This is a genomic window from Flavobacterium rhamnosi (genome assembly GCF_048286515.1).
In the GTDB taxonomy this organism is placed as follows: Bacteria; Bacteroidota; Bacteroidia; order Flavobacteriales; family Flavobacteriaceae; genus Flavobacterium.
In genome coordinates this window covers 95854-109641 of record NZ_JBLVPS010000001.1, presented here as the reverse complement: position 1 = coordinate 109641, position 13788 = coordinate 95854, and the positions used below count along the sequence as shown (strand labels likewise).

General features: G+C 34.8%; 14 protein-coding genes. 8 read left to right on the top strand and 6 right to left on the bottom strand.

Translation table 11 applies throughout. The features are described from left to right. Positions 1 to 2223, top strand: a complete 2223-nt coding sequence (locus ACNQGN_RS00505) for a glycosyltransferase (RefSeq protein WP_417985915.1) — start codon at positions 1 to 3, stop codon at positions 2221 to 2223. A 104-nt stretch (positions 2224 to 2327) separates the two neighbouring features. Here the strand turns inward: ACNQGN_RS00505 and ACNQGN_RS00500 are convergent, their stop codons facing one another. Together ACNQGN_RS00500 and ACNQGN_RS00495 are read right to left on the bottom strand one after the other, a co-directional pair. After that, a complete protein-coding gene (locus ACNQGN_RS00500) occupies positions 2328 to 3452 on the bottom strand; it encodes a cysteine desulfurase family protein (RefSeq protein ID WP_417985914.1) in 1125 nt (374 codons plus the stop codon). A 10-nt stretch (positions 3453 to 3462) separates the two neighbouring features. Next, positions 3463 to 4386, bottom strand: coding sequence for an EamA family transporter (locus ACNQGN_RS00495; RefSeq protein WP_417985913.1), 924 nt, complete (start codon positions 4384 to 4386; stop codon positions 3463 to 3465). Positions 4387 to 4579: 193 nt separating this feature from the next. On the opposite strand from ACNQGN_RS00495, the gene ACNQGN_RS00490 reads away from it, so the two are divergent. After that, a complete protein-coding gene (locus ACNQGN_RS00490) occupies positions 4580 to 5536 on the top strand; it encodes a hypothetical protein (protein WP_417985912.1) in 957 nt (318 codons plus the stop codon). Between the two features lie 110 nt (positions 5537 to 5646). Here ACNQGN_RS00490 and ACNQGN_RS00485 read toward each other — a convergent pair whose 3' ends face one another. Both ACNQGN_RS00485 and ACNQGN_RS00480 read right to left on the bottom strand, forming a co-directional pair. Further along, entirely contained in the window at positions 5647 to 6195 is a 549-nt protein-coding gene (locus ACNQGN_RS00485) for a Smr/MutS family protein (RefSeq protein ID WP_417985911.1), read from the bottom strand. Further along, positions 6188 to 6370: a hypothetical protein gene (locus ACNQGN_RS00480; RefSeq protein WP_417985910.1), complete on the bottom strand. Its 183-nt coding sequence runs from the start codon at positions 6368 to 6370 to the stop codon at positions 6188 to 6190. Before ACNQGN_RS00480 ends, ACNQGN_RS00485 begins: the two co-directional genes overlap by 8 nt. Before the next feature lie 100 nt (positions 6371 to 6470). On the opposite strand from ACNQGN_RS00480, the gene ACNQGN_RS00475 reads away from it, so the two are divergent. From ACNQGN_RS00475 to ACNQGN_RS00450, 6 genes are all read left to right on the top strand, one after another. Continuing rightward, positions 6471 to 6749 carry a DUF2752 domain-containing protein gene (locus ACNQGN_RS00475; RefSeq protein WP_417985909.1) on the top strand — a complete coding sequence of 93 codons (279 nt, stop codon included), beginning with the start codon at positions 6471 to 6473 and terminating at the stop codon, positions 6747 to 6749. Between the two features lie 229 nt (positions 6750 to 6978). Beyond that, positions 6979 to 8373 carry an ATP-binding protein gene (locus ACNQGN_RS00470; protein WP_417985908.1) on the top strand — a complete coding sequence of 465 codons (1395 nt, stop codon included), beginning with the start codon at positions 6979 to 6981 and terminating at the stop codon, positions 8371 to 8373. A 219-nt stretch (positions 8374 to 8592) separates the two neighbouring features. Beyond that, positions 8593 to 9384: a serine O-acetyltransferase EpsC gene (gene epsC, locus ACNQGN_RS00465; RefSeq protein ID WP_417985907.1), complete on the top strand. Its 792-nt coding sequence runs from the start codon at positions 8593 to 8595 to the stop codon at positions 9382 to 9384. 1 nt (position 9385) lies between these two features. After that, positions 9386 to 10273 carry a cysteine synthase CysM gene (cysM, locus tag ACNQGN_RS00460; protein WP_417985906.1) on the top strand — a complete coding sequence of 296 codons (888 nt, stop codon included), beginning with the start codon at positions 9386 to 9388 and terminating at the stop codon, positions 10271 to 10273. A 100-nt stretch (positions 10274 to 10373) separates the two neighbouring features. Then, positions 10374 to 11066: an SGNH/GDSL hydrolase family protein gene (locus tag ACNQGN_RS00455; RefSeq protein WP_417985905.1), complete on the top strand. Its 693-nt coding sequence runs from the start codon at positions 10374 to 10376 to the stop codon at positions 11064 to 11066. Between the two features lie 25 nt (positions 11067 to 11091). After that, on the top strand, positions 11092 to 12078 hold the full coding sequence (locus tag ACNQGN_RS00450) for an aldo/keto reductase (protein ID WP_417985904.1): 987 nt from the start codon (positions 11092 to 11094) through the stop codon (positions 12076 to 12078). A gap of 75 nt (positions 12079 to 12153) precedes the next feature. Here the strand turns inward: ACNQGN_RS00450 and ACNQGN_RS00445 are convergent, their stop codons facing one another. Together ACNQGN_RS00445 and ACNQGN_RS00440 are read right to left on the bottom strand one after the other, a co-directional pair. Next, the gene (locus ACNQGN_RS00445; RefSeq protein WP_417985903.1) at positions 12154 to 13185 is read right to left on the bottom strand and encodes an alpha/beta hydrolase fold domain-containing protein; all 1032 of its coding nucleotides are present in this window, start codon (positions 13183 to 13185) and stop codon (positions 12154 to 12156) included. A 102-nt stretch (positions 13186 to 13287) separates the two neighbouring features. Beyond that, positions 13288 to 13698, bottom strand: a complete 411-nt coding sequence (locus ACNQGN_RS00440; protein ID WP_417985902.1) for an OsmC family peroxiredoxin — start codon at positions 13696 to 13698, stop codon at positions 13288 to 13290. Between the last annotated feature and the right edge of the window lie 90 nt (positions 13699 to 13788).

The following is a 13788-nucleotide window of genomic DNA, read 5'->3' as shown; positions in this document are numbered from 1 at the left end:
ATGGAATTCGATAGAAGAATAAAAATGTTAATCGTAAGTTCTTATACGCCAAGAGAATGTGGCATAGCAACTTTTTCAAATGATATTGTCAATGCAATAGAAATTGTTTTTGGAGACACGCTTTCGGTAGAGGTATGTGCATTGGAAAACAAAGACAAGGAATTTAAATACAATAAGGAAGTAACGTATACTTTAGCTGCTGGTTCTTTAGACGATTATCGGCTGGTTGCTGAGCGAATAAATGAGCGAAACGATATAGGTTTGGTTTGCATTCAGCATGAGTTCGGACTTTTTGGTGGTGAATATGGCGATTATATCCTCTCTTTTATACTAGCGCTAAATAAACCAATCGTGACTGTTTTCCATACAGTGCTTCCAAATCCCGATGAGAAGAGAAAAAAAATTGTACATGCCTTTGCAGATTTATCCGACCGCATCATTGTACTTACCAAAAATTCTCAGTCTATTTTAACAAATGATTACGATGTTCATAAAACGAAAACAGTGGTAATTCCTCACGGAAACCATAGTGTGCTTTGGGAACAAAAGGAAAAATTAAAAAACAAATATAATTTCTCGGATAAAATAATAATGTCCACTTTTGGTTTAATCAGTAAAAATAAAGGGATCGAAAACGTATTGCGCGCTTTACCGGAAATTGTTGCTAAATATCCTGAAGTGATTTACTTAGTGATTGGAAAAACGCATCCTGAAATAATTCGTCAGGAGCGTGAAGAATATAGAGAAGTACTTCTCAATACTGTAAAAGAGCTCCATTTAGAAAACAATGTTCTTTTCATCAATAAATATCTTAAACTACAGCAATTACTGGATTACTTAACTTTATCTGAAATCTATTTATTTTCTTCCAAGGACCCCAATCAGACTGTGAGTGGCACTTTTGCCTATGCCATGAGTTGCGGCTGTGCCGTTATTTCTACTCCAATACCACACGCTGTTGAATCACTAGTGCATGGAAACGGAATACTCTTGGAAAATTTTGATAAACCGGAAGAGTTTCAAAAAGCAATACTTCATCTGATTGAAAATAAAGAAGAACGAATTTCGATGGGAAAAAATGCGTTTTCGGCAGCGAGCGCCACGACATGGGAAAATATTGCGATTCAATATCGGCTGTTATTTGATGAATTAACGAATCGTGAAGGAGATTTGCGATTTAATTTTCCTCCAATAAAACTAGACCACATTGAGAAACTTACCACTGATTTTGGAATACTACAATTTTCAAAATTTAGCCAGCCAGATCCGGAATCAGGATACACATTAGACGACAACGCGAGAGCATTAATCGATATGGTGCTCTATAACAAAGCCTATCCAGATGACAATACCTTAAAATTAGCCAGTATTTATTTGAATTTCATAGAAGGAATTCAACAAAGTAATGGATGGTTCAATAATTACAAAGACTTTAATAATCAATTAACGAAACAAAACGCAGAAGTAAACCTTGAAGATGCAAATGGGAGAGCTTTATGGAGTCTGGGAACGGTAATTTCCCATAGGGAATCCTTACCATTAGAAATGGTTTTTCAAGCTGAGAGGTGTTGGGATAAAGCAATAAAAAGGATTGATGATATTAAATCCCCGAGGGCCATAGCCTATGCATTGAAAGGACTTTACCACTACTATTCTATTTATAAAGAGGAGGAAATAAAAAAGTATATTGTGAGACTTGCCGACGAACTATTACATCATTATAACATCAATTCCGAAGAAAATTGGTGCTGGTATGAAGATTACATGACCTATGCTAACAATATATTGCCCGAAGCAATGCTATATAGCTATTTGGTCACAGGAAAACCGAAATATAAAAAAATCGCAGCTATAACATTTGATTTTTTACTATCCCATTATTTCATGAAAGGACAGTTAAAAGTAATATCAAACAGAGGATGGTTTAAAAAAGAAAATGAAAGGGTCTTTTACGGGGAGCAACCCATTGAAGTAGCTACAACAATTATTGCATTAGATTTGTTTTATGAAGTAACCAAAAACAAAAAATACAAAGACCAATTAAAACTGGCTTTCATCTGGTTTTTAGGGAACAATCATCTGAACCAAATCATGTACAATCCTAAAAACGGCGCGTCCTACGATGGATTGGAAGACAAACACATCAACATTAATCAAGGTGCTGAATCTACCTTGTGTTATTTCAAGGCCAGATTAATAATGGAAAAATATTCTGAAAACTAATCCTTAAAACCTCCGATAAAAAACTATTGTACTATTTTTTTTAAAACCTAAAAGAGGCAAATGTTTAGGATTTATTTCTTAAGCCAATGTTCCATTGGACTTTCTCAAATACTTTTCAATGCTTCAATGAGTAAATCGACATCCTCTTTTGTGTTACAATGGCTTAAAGAAATGCGCAAACTTGGTTTCTTTAAATCTTCTTTGGAGAGCATTTCTGCCAATACGTGGGAAGGTTTTATACTTCCGCTTTGACAGGCGCTACCGCGAGAAACCGCAATTCCTTTCATGTCTAAATGGAATAATATCATTGCTGTTTTATCTTCTGAAAAAGGCAATAAAACATTCAATATGTTATAAAATCCATCGATACTTCCGTTGATTTCAAAAGCTGGAAATTCAATTTCAAGTTGGGCAATCAAATAGTCTTTCAACTCTGAAATACGATTCCTTTCTGTTTCCAGATTACTTAACGAAAGTTCCAGTGCCTTAGCCATTCCGGCGATTTGGTGCAATGCTTCTGTCCCGGCTCGCAATCCTTTTTCCTGTTCACCACCAAAAAACAAAGGTTGCAAACCTGAATTTTTTCGAATAAAAGCAAAACCAACACCTTTTGGACCATGAAATTTGTGAGCGCTAGCTACAATAAAATTAAGAGGTAGTTTTTGTAAATCAAATTCTGTTTTACCTATAGACTGCACGGTATCGGAGTGAAACAAGGCACTGTTTTCCTGACAAATAACCCCTATTCTTTCCAAATCCAAAACAGTTCCTGTTTCGTTATTCACATGCATCAGGCTGACTAGTGTTTTCTTTTCCTGCGAAAGCAATTCCACTAAATCAGTGATATCAATTTCACCATTCGGCTTAACAGCTACATAATCTACCTGAATACCATATTCTTTTTCCAAAACTAAAACAGTATACAATACTGCATGATGTTCAATTTTACTTGTTATAATTCGTTTCACTCCCAAATCTTTAACGGAAGAACGAAGAATCCAGTTATTGGCTTCGGTACCACAAGAAGTAAAAATTATTTCTTGTGCAGTCGCATTTAAATGTTTCGCAATTGACTTTCTCGAAAGTTCTAAAATACTTTTTGCATTGCGTCCAAAACTATGTGTTGACGATGGATTTCCATAGTCTTCCGTCATTACTTTTGTCATTTCCTGGATTACTTCAGCACGAATAGCAGTTGTAGAAGCGTTATCGAGATATATTTTTTTCATTTTTTGAAAATTATGAATTATTTGAGCCTTCCATTTTTGGTATCCCTTTTAATTTTCTGGGAAAGATCAGTTTCTCATTAAAAACAGCTATCGAAACCAAAATCAAGAAATACGAAAATAATTGAAGAGAAGTAGCTTCCTCATTGAAATAAAAGATGGCCAGTAAAAACCCAATAATCGGGTTAATGTAGATCATTATTCCAACTGCCGATGAATTAATTCCGTTTAGGGCATACAGATTTAAAAACAACGGAATAATAGTGAAAAACACAACAATAACCAGCAAACATCCATAAAACAAAGGAGCAACAGGAACTGCTCCACTATAATTCGGATAAAACGGCAAAAGGATTATCGCGGTAAACAGTAATTGTATGTTCAAAATCAGAAATTTATCCAATTCACTATTTTTTCGCTGACTCACTAAATACAAAGCATAAGTCGCTGCAGTAATCAAACTATAAAAAATATCTTCAAAATGATTGAATGATAATAACACGCAGCTAATAATACTTATTGTTACTGCAACCCATTGCCATTTACTCAATTTTTCCTTCAGCATAAAAAAAGCAAAAACGGTGGTAAGAATCGGACAAATTAAATAGGCTAAAGATGCCGCTTTTACACTAACATGATTCATCACATAAATAAAAACGAACCAGTTGGAAGACAGAAAAAGCCCTCCTCCCAAAGTTAAAACAACAACTCTTTTTCGCTTTTTTGCAGTCATGCTTTTAAAATGATTCCAATTTTGCGTCAATACATTTCGCCGGAAAGCAACATTAATAAGCACCATTATGATAACACTAAAAAAAACACGGTAAAATAAAATGTCTAAAGACGCGTAATTATGTAAAGGTTTTAACGCTAAACTGAAAAACCCCCAAATAAAAAAGGCAGAAAAAGCAGCTAAATAATATTTATTAATTCTCATAATCGGTATTAAATTCCGGCAAAGATAATGATTTCTATTCGCTTTAAATTACCGACATCTTTCATTTAAACAAAGCGCTAATGATCTGCACTACCCATATAAAAACCCAATATGTTGTTAAATTCGATGATTTTGAATCGGAATGTATTTGGAACAAATTAAAAATTCTATTTTTGTTTCAAATATTATAAACATGAAACGATTACTAGGATTATTGGTTTTTACATTACTGCTAAACAGTTGTGATGATGGTGATTTAACTTTGGAAACCATTAGTTTTGAAGATGCCACAACAGAAAGCTGTACTACGAAAAACATCATCTATAAACTAAAAGATAAAGAATCGTTGCTTCTGGAAATTCCCGAAAGTTCTTTCAAAAACGAACCCAGTTTACCTGATACACCAACGATAGTAGACATTACCAGTACCAACAGGGTTGTGTATCGTTTTTATGACGGAACAGTTTCCTCTTCAACCATTTGCGAATCGATTCCACCAGCAACTCCTGTTGTAACAGATCAATGGACTGCTACAGACGGTAAAATTCAAATATTTACAACCGCTGTAAAAACCACAGATGCTACTGATAATAGCACCAAGATTACGGGTTACAATCATAATATCGTTTTCAAAAACATCACTTTTGCAAAAACTAGCGGTACGCAGGTTTATGAAACGTTCGCATTTGGAGATTATGTCACCTCAGCAACTTCATTGCCTTTTCTATTTGATCAAACAATAGAACAATGCAGTACTTCGAAACAAATTTATAATTACACCAGTAGCGAAGCACTCATATTAGACGTTGATCCTGCTTTGATTGTTAACACAGCTACGCCGCTAAACGCTCCAAGAACCGGACTTATCGGCGCAACAATTAACAAGCTTACGTATCGATTATTTTCAGGTCTACTGACATCAAGCTATTTTTGTAATACGACTTTTCCAACAACTCCTCCAATAAGTGAAGAATGGATTGCCATAGCCGGCGTTGCAAATGTGAGTGGAATTATTGAAGTAACAACAACTCCTTTTGGCAATGGATTCAAACATACCATCGTGCTTAAAAATGTTACAATGAAGAAAGGCAACAACGATTTCAAACTTGGAGATAGCTTTATTTATGGCGAACTATTGACCAGTAATTAAACGTAATTTTAAACCTCAAAAACGGTTTATTTACCTCCAAAAAAAGCGTCCCATTCTAAGTTAGAACGGGACGCTTTTTTTGATGTTACAAACTCAAAAAAAGAGCTTTCCTACTTACTTTGTTTTATAAAAACTTCCGTCGCTCCCTGACCATATTTTTGGTAATTCCCTTCTTGAAAAGCGATGTTGTCATAACGCCCCAATAAAAAATCCAACTCTGCTTTTAGAATTCCTTCTCCCACACCGTGAATAAAAACAATCTTTGGAATGCGATTGCGAATCGCAAATTCTATGTGCCGTTTTGCCGTTTCTGTTTGCAAAGTCAGAATATCATAATTAGACATTCCACGTTTATTAGGAACTAATTTTTCGATATGTAAATCGAACTCCGGAGCTGAAATTTCGTATTTATCTTTACGTTCTTTGACAAAACTTCGTGGTTTTGGGATCTCCTTCTCTTTTGAAATTTCATCTACATTAATTCTTCTAATAGAATCCATTAAGTTACTGGAATCATTTACTTTAAGCAACTCGTTGACAAAAAATGTCATCGTAAAACCATCCTCTGTTTCTATTGTAACTTGGTTCTCTTTTACGGACAACACTACTCCATTCATAGCCTCGTCAAGTACTGAAACTTTATCTCCTTTATTAAACATTTTCGTCTTCTTTATCTTGATTTTTACTTGGCGTTTTGGCACTTAATCGCATCATTCCCATCATAAAAATGACAATCGCAATTACCATTATATAAACATTTTTTTCTGCGCTCACCTGCTCATAAAAAGCAATCATGATAGCAATAACCATTATTGGAATTATAATTTTTTTCATCTCTTAAATATCAGTTTTCAAAAGTAATCAATTTAAATTGCATCAATTTATTATTGAAAAGGTTTCTTATTTTTTCGTAAAATTGTAAAAAATAAAATCAGTGGATTTAGAAAAATATATGCTTCCTTGTTTAAGCAAAACACTCTTCGGAATAGAGTGTTTCGGCTGTGGTTTTCAGAGAGGATTAGTGCTGCTTTTACAAGGTGATTTTACGGCTGCTTTCAAGATGTATCCTGCCCTATTTACAACACTTTTATTTTTAGGAATTGTTAGTTTACATTTCATTGACAAACGCAATAATTATCAAAAATACATTATCGGAATGGCAATCATCAATGGACTATTTATGATTGTTGGTTACTATTATAAACACTATTAAATCACCTCTTTTATTTTTTAAAAGAGAGAACAACTCTTCATGAATTGAAAAATTGATTTTTAGATTCTTAAAAAAGTAAACTGAAAATTAAAACAATTTAAATTCTCTCTACGTCATAAAAATTATTATTTTTGAGCTTATGACCATATTAAATTCATCTGATTGTAAAATTCTACTGTAGTCATACAAAGCCCAAAACTCAGTCACGCCTATTCTGATTTCAGCATTTATGAAAGAAATTAACCTAAAAAAAATACCATTTCAAAGAATAGTCTTTTCTCTAATTCTTATTTTGGGAATATTTTATCTGTACTATACCTGGACCAGGTTCAAAGAGGAACGAACTGACAGCGTATTACAAATTGCGAGATCGATTGAAACAACCTTACCACAAGAAACAATAAAAACTCTTGAAGTAAGCCCATCCGATAGCAATAAGCCCGAGTATCTGGCTTTAAAAAATAGCCTTAAAGCAATAATCCAGATTAATCCCAAAGCAAGTTTTGCCTATTTATACACCCAGAAAAACGGCAAAATATACTTCATGGTTGATTCAGAACCTGAAAATTCTAAAGACTACTCTCCTCCCGGGCAAGAATATACAGAAGCGGATGCCCCCACTTTCAAAGCAATTAATACCGGAAAGGACATTATCACAGAACCTTCTTCCGACAGATGGGGAACATGGGTTAGTGCATATATACCTATAAAAGACAAAGTTTCTGGCAAAACTATTGCTGTATACGGAATGGATTTTGACGCAAAATCATGGAATAATGCCTTACTCATTGAAGTATTTGAATCTGGTTTGTTAGTACTGCTATTTCTAATCACAGCTTTATTTTTATTTAAAATAACAGACAAGAATAAAATTCTTAACTATGACATCATTAATCGAAAAATAGAAGAAAAGAAACTACACCATGCTTTATCAGTGCTTAAAAAAAAGAATGACGAGTTAGACCAATTTGCCTATATCGTTTCTCATGACCTTAAGGCTCCATTAAGAGCAATTCACAGTCTTTCAGAATGGATTATTGAGGATTTACCTACTGTTTCCGATGAGACAAATTCAAATTTCAAATTATTACAGGGAAGAATTCTAAGGATGGAAAACTTAATTAATGGTATTCTGGAATATTCCCGCATTGGATCAACAAATATTGAATTGGAAAGGGTAGATTTATATAAAATGCTAGAAGAAATAGTTGAAACTATTGTCCCCAATGAAGGATTCGAAGTTTCTATTGACAAGGATTTTCCGGTGATTATTACCGAAAAAATATTAATGGATCAGGTTTTCAGCAATCTGATAAGCAATGCGGTAAAATACAACAACAAACCCGTTGGAAAAATAAAATGCACTTATACATCATTACCTGATTTTCATCAATTTACCATAAAAGACAATGGATCTGGAATACCTAAAAAATACCATGAAAAAGTATTTGGCGTTTTTCAAACTATTTTGGCCCGGGACACTAAAGAAAGTACAGGTATTGGACTGTCTATTGTAAAAAAAATAGTCGAAGGAAAATTAGGAAGTATTCATATTGAATCCGAAGAAGACAATGGTGCCAGTTTTGTTTTTACAATCCCTAAAAAACCAAAGATCATACTTTAATAAAATTTTGACTTTTAACCAACCAGAAAAAATAGCAATCAGATAACTTCAGGCTATGTATTTTGTTATATTTTTTTAGAATTTGTTCAAAAATGTTACCAATCAAAAAAAATATTCCATTCTCATTCAATCTCCTAATTTCTTTGCATTATTGTTGCCACTGTTTCTAAAAAACGCCTTACTTTTATCCTTTTAAATTAACAATTCAATTCTATAATCGTGACAAAAGATCTGATTATCAAAAATATTAGCGCTTTAAAAAGCCATTTTTCCATCAACTACGGGATTAAGACAAAAACGGAAGCTTTTACTGAAAAACTGTTTTATACGTTATTTGATGCTAATGCACCTTTAAATGAAAGCATCGATGAGCTGGAAATACTATTCAAAGAGATCTCCGCAATTGCCTGTAAAAAACCGCATGCCTTATGCGATTCTATTTGGGAAAAATATCTTAAAACCTTGCCTTCTGTCCTGGAAAAACTAAATCAGGACGCTGCTTACATCCTAGAGAATGATCCTGCTTCAAATAGTATTGAAGAAGTGTATTTGGCATATCCGGGATTCTACGCAATTGCCATTTACAGATTAAGTCATGAATTGTATTTGTTAGATTTACTGCTTTTCTCCAGATTAATGAGTGAATATGCGCATCGCATTACCGGTACAGACATTCATGCAGGTGCAACCATTGCATCGCCTTTCTTTATAGATCATGCCACCGGAATTGTAATTGGCGAAACTACTGTGATTGAAAAACACGTAAAAATCTACCAAGGAGTTACTTTAGGAGCACTGAGCGTAAGCAAAGACATGAAAAATGCAAAAAGGCATCCTACCGTGGAGAAAAATGTTTGTATTTATGCCAATGCAACTATTCTTGGCGGAGAAACCGTCATAGGTAAAAACAGTATTATTGGTGGAAATGCCTGGGTTACCAAATCTATTCCGGCAAAATCGATGGTATTAAACACTACAACTACAGAAGTAAAAATAAAAGAGATAAATTAGCATGAAACCACAAAAATTATTAGACCTTATTGGAAATACCCCTTTGGTGGAGACTACTAATTTGATACAAAATAAAAACGTAAAACTTCTACTAAAACTCGAAGGAAACAATCCTGGGGGCAGCGTAAAAGACAGAGCGGCTTACAATATGATTAAATCCGCGCTGGAAAGAGGCGATATTAAAAAAGGAGACAAGCTCATTGAAGCGACCAGTGGCAATACCGGAATTGCTTTGGCAATGATTGCCCAATTATTCAATATCGAAATTGAATTAGTTCTTCCGGAAGATTCTACCAAAGAACGTACACAAACCATGCGCGCTTATGGAGCAACAGTGATTTTAACACCTGCAGCAACAGGAATCATTGGCTCCAGAGATTATGCAGATAAAAAAGTTGCCGAAGGTGGCTACATCATGTTGAATCAATTTGCGAATGACGACAACTGGAAAGCACATTATAAAACGACCGGTCCTGAAATATGGAATGATACTGAGGGGACTATAACACATTTCATTTCCGCTATGGGAACCACGGGAACAATTATAGGAACTTCTACTTATTTGAAAGAGAAAAACCCAGCAGTACAAATCATAGGCGCACAACCAAGTGACGGCTCCCAAATTCCGGGAATCAGAAAATGGCCTCAAGAATATTTACCTAAAATTTTTGACGCTTCAAAAGTGGATACAATTATTGAAGTGACAGAGCAGGAAGCACGGGACATGACCAAACGTTTGGCCCTTGAAGAGGGCGTTTTTGCAGGAATGAGTAGCGGAGGTTCTGTTGCTGCTGCCATAAAAACAGCCAATACTTTAGAATCTGGTGTGATTGTCGCTATTATTTGTGATCGTGGCGATCGTTATTTATCTTCGGATTTGTTTGATTAAATTACACTGACCTTTAAAATAGTCTTCCTTATTGAGTATCTTTCAGATAAAAAAGAAAGGCTTCTGATTTTAATCTGATAAACTCATATCCTGAATACAAATGAAGAACATAAAATTAACAGGCTGCATTCTATTTTTATCACTATTTATGGGAGGAAAAGCACAGGCTCAAGACTGGCCAAATTTAAATAAATACGAAAGTGAAAATGCAAATCTCAAACCGGCAGAAGCGGGACAAAAAAGGATTGTATTTATGGGAGATTCGATAACCGAATTTTGGTCAACGGTCAATTCTGAATATTTCTCCGGGAAACCGTATGTAAATCGGGGCATTAGCGGACAAACTTCGCCTCAGATGCTAGTTCGTTTCAGAGCCGACGTTATCGCTTTAAAACCAGCCGCAGTAGTGATTTTAGCTGGGATAAATGACATTGCCGGCAATACAGGTCCTGCATCTTTGGATATGATTAAAAATAATATTTTTTCGATGGTCGAATTGGCAAAAGCCAATCAGATTAAAATAATTCTTTGCTCTGTTCTTCCTGCTTTTGATTTCCCTTGGAAACGCAATCAAAATCCTGCTGAAAAGGTTATGGCATTAAATAAACTACTGAAAAATTATGCAGACGCCAATGGCATTGAATACCTTGATTATTATTCTGCAATGGTGGATAAAAGAAAAGGGCTTCTGGCCTCGTACTCGAATGATGGCGTACATCCCAATAAAGCAGGCTATCAGATAATGGCTCCTCTTGCTGAGGCAGCAATAACCAAAGTTTTATTAGAAAAATAAACTGTCTCTTTTAAAAAATACAAAAATGAACTATCGCAGACTAGGCAAAACAGATTTTGAAATCTCCGAAATATCTCTTGGTACTTGGCAAGTTGGCGGAAAATGGGGATCTCCCTTTAATGACAAAACCGCAGACGAGTTAATCAATACCGCAATCGATAACGGTGTGAATTTTATTGATACTGCCGATGTTTACGAAAATGGATTGAGCGAAACCGCTGTAGGCCGAGTGGTTCGTTCCCGTTCCGAACGAATCTATGTAGCAACAAAATGTGGACGACACATCAATCCGCATGTAAATGAAGGCTACCAGCCAAAAGTATTGCAAAAATTCGTAGAAGACAGCCTGAAAAGAACAGGTTTAGAAACATTGGATTTAATACAATTGCATTGTCCTCCGACTGAAGTATTTTACCGTCCCGAAATCTTTGAGATGTTTGATCGATTAAAAGAACAGGGAAAGATTTTAAACCTTGGCGTTAGTGTCGAAAAAGTAGAAGAAGGACTAAAAGCGATTGAATTCCCAAATGTAACTACAATTCAAATTATCTTTAACCTTTTCCGCCAGCGCCCATCTGAATTATTTTTCAGAGAAGCGGTAAAACATGATGTTGGAATTATTGCAAGAGTACCGTTAGCCAGCGGACTTTTGACGGGAAAATTCAATACAGAAACTACTTTTAACGCTCAAGATCACCGCAATTTTAATCGAAATGGAGAAGCTTTTGACAAAGGCGAAACATTCTCTGGAATTAATTACGAACTGGGCTTAAAAGCTGTTGAAGAATTGAAAGCATTATTTCCAAATGTAACAAACCTTGCTCCTATTGCTTTGCAATGGATTTTGAGTTTCGATGAAGTTAGCTGTATTATTCCAGGCGCCTCTACAGAGAGCCACGTATTGTCCAATCTATCGGTTTACGATTTACCAAAATTGACTTACGAAAAAATCACAGCGATGAATGAAATTTACGAACGTTATATCAAGCCTGAAGTACATCAGCTTTGGTAGCGATTTGATGCAAGTTTAACGCAATAGAAAAAATAAAGCCATCCTAAAAATAGTACGCTAGACATAGCTCTAAAGTTATTTATTAAAAATAGTATTTAAAAAATTGTTGATGTAATTTACCGTTGGATCAAACCAAGGATCAAACAAACAAAATGAATGTGGTGAACCTTCAAATGTGTGAACTTCAGAGTAGACATGACTATTATTCAACACCTTAATATAGTCTTCCCTCCCAGCATGCATCCGAGGTATAGAACTGTTGATAAAAAGTGTCGGAGGCGTTTTGGCACTTACATAACTTAGTGGAGATGCTGCTTCCCATAATTTAGGATTTTCTTTCTTTGAATATCCAAACCAATTGGTCGCCGCTGAAGTTCTTTTACTATCGTCTCCTTCTTGACCATTCGGATGAACAAAGGACAAAGTTCCATCAATATCTACCACTGCATTAACATCCGAGCGGATATTCGTAGTACAATCTGTTCCCTCGAACAATGGCATATTTCCTGTAGTGCCCATGAAAGAAGCTATTTCACCACCAGCAGAAAATCCCAATATCACAATCTGATTAGGATTAACATTATACTTTGAAGCATTTTCTCTTACCCATCGAATTGAAGATTTAACATCATAAATTCCCGCAGGAAAAAGTGCTTCTGTCGAAAGCCTATATTCGGGTGTAAAACATACATAACCTAAATGTGCAAGTTTCTGAGCTAATGGATAATGTTGTGTTCGACTGCCCGATCTCCAGCCCCCTCCATGGATTATTATAATGGCTGTTCTTGGTGATTTCTCTTTTTCAATATTATAAAAAACATCTAATTTTAACGCTCTGTTACCAACTTTACAATAGGTAATATTCTTTTTTTCCTTAACCGATTTAAAACTAAACTCTTTTACAATCTTACTATAAGGATGAGTCTTTTTAGTATTTTCGTAAGCACTGTTAGTAGTAAAAGAGGTATCAAGAGTCATCGTGACTCCTGCTAAAGATTGAGAACTAACCTTTCCGGCTGCTAATAAACCGCAGATGATAAAAAAAAATTGTTTTGAATTCCGTAGCAATGGTGTTCTAGTATACAAATCAAAAAGTTTCATTAACATAACTTAGATTTTATCGATTTTTAAGGCAGTAAAAAAAGCTGGATTCTCTGAACAGAAAAAGGCTTGATTTAATAATAAATCGAGCCTTTAAGAATTACTATTTTATACTAAAGAGGCCGTTGTAGAAATTGCCGCGTTCAATAGTTTAGAAATTGGACAATTTTTCTCTGCTTTTGTAACTAATTGTTGGAACGCGTCTTCACTTATTGCTTTTACTTTTGCATTTACTGTTAAGTGAGAAGTTATAATTGTTCCTTCCACTAAATCGATATCACATTTGGTTTCAATACTTTCAATTTCAAAACCGGCTTCAGTGATATAAGCAGAAAGTTGCATTGTAAAACAACCAGAATGTGCTGCTGCAACAAGTTCTTCTGGATTAGTCCCTACTCCTTCCTCAAACCGGGATTTGAAAGAATATTGGGTGTTTTCTAATGTTTTACTTTGTGTTGTTAATTTCCCGGCTCCTTCTTTAAGTGAACCAATCCAAACTGCGGTTGCATTTCTTTTCATAATTATAGCTTTTTAGTTTTCTCAAATTTACTTTATTTATCAAAAAATACTTTCAAACTAAGCATTTTTTTAACGAAAATTTAAAATACA

Excerpts from the sequence above, each read along its gene's own strand:
- ACNQGN_RS00505 (WP_417985915.1), top strand. The coding sequence starts at position 1 with ATGGAATTCGATAGAAGAATAAAAATGTTAATCGTAAGTTCTTATACG.
- ACNQGN_RS00500 (WP_417985914.1), bottom strand. The coding sequence starts at position 3,452 with ATGAAAAAAATATATCTCGATAACGCTTCTACAACTGCTATTCGTGCT.
- ACNQGN_RS00495 (WP_417985913.1), bottom strand. The coding sequence starts at position 4,386 with ATGAGAATTAATAAATATTATTTAGCTGCTTTTTCTGCCTTTTTTATT.
- ACNQGN_RS00490 (WP_417985912.1), top strand. The coding sequence starts at position 4,580 with ATGAAACGATTACTAGGATTATTGGTTTTTACATTACTGCTAAACAGT.
- ACNQGN_RS00485 (WP_417985911.1), bottom strand. The coding sequence starts at position 6,195 with ATGTTTAATAAAGGAGATAAAGTTTCAGTACTTGACGAGGCTATGAAT.
- ACNQGN_RS00480 (WP_417985910.1), bottom strand. The coding sequence starts at position 6,370 with ATGAAAAAAATTATAATTCCAATAATGGTTATTGCTATCATGATTGCT.
- ACNQGN_RS00470 (WP_417985908.1), top strand. The coding sequence starts at position 6,979 with ATGAAAGAAATTAACCTAAAAAAAATACCATTTCAAAGAATAGTCTTT.
- cysM (WP_417985906.1), top strand. The coding sequence starts at position 9,386 with ATGAAACCACAAAAATTATTAGACCTTATTGGAAATACCCCTTTGGTG.
- ACNQGN_RS00455 (WP_417985905.1), top strand. The coding sequence starts at position 10,374 with ATGAAGAACATAAAATTAACAGGCTGCATTCTATTTTTATCACTATTT.
- ACNQGN_RS00450 (WP_417985904.1), top strand. The coding sequence starts at position 11,092 with ATGAACTATCGCAGACTAGGCAAAACAGATTTTGAAATCTCCGAAATA.
- ACNQGN_RS00445 (WP_417985903.1), bottom strand. The coding sequence starts at position 13,185 with ATGTTAATGAAACTTTTTGATTTGTATACTAGAACACCATTGCTACGG.
- ACNQGN_RS00440 (WP_417985902.1), bottom strand. The coding sequence starts at position 13,698 with ATGAAAAGAAATGCAACCGCAGTTTGGATTGGTTCACTTAAAGAAGGA.